Origin of the sequence: Terrabacter terrae (genome assembly GCF_039529575.1) — a bacterium.
GTDB classification, from domain to species: domain Bacteria; phylum Actinomycetota; class Actinomycetes; order Actinomycetales; family Dermatophilaceae; genus Terrabacter; species Terrabacter terrae.
The window spans coordinates 1-1,400 of the sequence record NZ_BAAANB010000133.1 but is presented as its reverse complement, the minus strand read 5'-3'; the positions used below and the strand labels follow the sequence as shown (position 1 = coordinate 1,400).

Annotated in this window: 3 protein-coding genes; all 3 read right to left on the bottom strand. The window is 71.4% G+C overall.

All coding sequences use genetic code 11. The features are described from left to right. On the bottom strand, positions 1-160 hold a 160-nt coding region (locus ABD194_RS19910; protein WP_343994746.1), incomplete at its 3' end, for a PfkB family carbohydrate kinase. Between the two features lie 520 nt (positions 161-680). After that, the gene (gene rplI / locus ABD194_RS19905) at positions 681-1,127 is read right to left on the bottom strand and encodes a 50S ribosomal protein L9 (protein WP_343994743.1); all 447 of its coding nucleotides are present in this window, start codon (positions 1,125-1,127) and stop codon (positions 681-683) included. Positions 1,128-1,154: 27 nt separating this feature from the next. Continuing rightward, complete coding sequence (gene rpsR / locus ABD194_RS19900; protein ID WP_013494395.1) at positions 1,155-1,391, bottom strand: 30S ribosomal protein S18; 237 nt, start codon at positions 1,389-1,391, stop codon at positions 1,155-1,157. Positions 1,392-1,400 lie beyond the last annotated feature (9 nt).

Here is a 1,400-nt window from a genome sequence, read left to right as displayed (position 1 = left end):
GGCCGTGGCGCGCGGCGGCGACCGTCACGTTGGCCGCGCTGCCCCCGAGGAACTTCTCGAAGGCGCGCACCTCGTCGAGCGTCACCTCGTGCTGCAAGGGGTAGAGGTCGACGCCGACACGCCCGATGGCAACGAGGTCATACGTGGTCGTGAGGGCCATGGGCGCTCCGTTCACCGACGTGGTCGTGAACGTCAACGCTAACCCGCCGGAGGTCCGCCTGACGACCCTCGCCCAACTCTCGCCGGAGGCCGGCGTCGCCATGGCGGGCACCCTGCCACGCCGGCTCGCCCGCGAGTCCCCGCCCCGGGCCACCGCTCTCCACCCGCCTCGTCCTCCCCGACTGAACCGGGCCCGGCCGCACCGACCGCCGGTCCAGGCGGCACTCCGCGCACGTCGAGCGCTCCCGGCCGGGGGAACGGCGCGGAACGGCGGGGACGCCTTGGAGTCTGTTCGAGGCGACCGTCACGGTCAGCGGCCGAGCTGACGGGGCGCGAGCCCACCGCGCCGCACGGAGCTCTCACGGGCAGGCGCACGCCTGGAAGCCGGCCGATCGCCGGCCCGGTGCGCCCTGGGCCGCCCGGTGGGTGCCAGACCCCAGACGTGGCTCGACCCGGAGGACCGCGAAGGGCCGGGACCCGCAGTGCGGATCCCGGCCCTTCGACCGTGCGTGAGGCGTTGCTCAGGCGGGGACGACCTCGAACTTGAGGGTCGCCGCGACCTCGGGGTGCAGGCGGACGGTCGCCTCGTAGGAGCCGAGCGTCTTGATGGCCTGCTTCACCTCGATCTTGCGCTTGTCGAGCTCGGGGCCACCGGCGGACTTGACGGCCGCGGCGATGTCGCCGTTGCTGACGGCACCGAAGAGGCGGCCGGACTGGCCCGACTTGGCCGGGACCCGCACCGAGGTCGCCTCGAGCTGGCCCTTGACGCCCTTGGCCTGGTCGAGGTCGTGGATCGCGCGGACCTCGCGGCCCTTGGTGAGCGCGTCGACCTGCTTCTGGCCGCCCTTGGTCCACGGGGTCGCGAGACCACGCGGGAGCAGGAAGTTGCGGCCGTAGCCGTCCTTGACCTCGACGATGTCGCCGGCCTCACCGAGACCGGTGACCTCGTGCGTGAGAATGAGCTTCATGGTGTTCTCCTCGTTCCCGAACCGGGCTCAGCGAGCCGAGCTCGAGTAGGGCAGCAGGGCCATCTCACGGGCGTTCTTGACGGCCGTGGCGATGAGACGCTGCTCCTGGACGGACACACCGGTCACCCGACGCGCGCGGATCTTGCCGCGGTCGGAGATGAACTTGCGCAGCAGCGCAGTGTCCTTGTAGTCGATGTTCTCGACCTTCGCCGCCTTCAGCGGGTTGGCCTTCTTCTTGGGCTTGCGCACAACGGGCTTTGCCATCGTGGTGCT

Coding starts and splice junctions, on each gene's coding strand:
- rplI (WP_343994743.1), bottom strand. CDS start 1,127: ATGAAGCTCATTCTCACGCACGAGGTCACCGGTCTCGGTGAGGCCGGC.
- rpsR (WP_013494395.1), bottom strand. CDS start 1,391: ATGGCAAAGCCCGTTGTGCGCAAGCCCAAGAAGAAGGCCAACCCGCTG.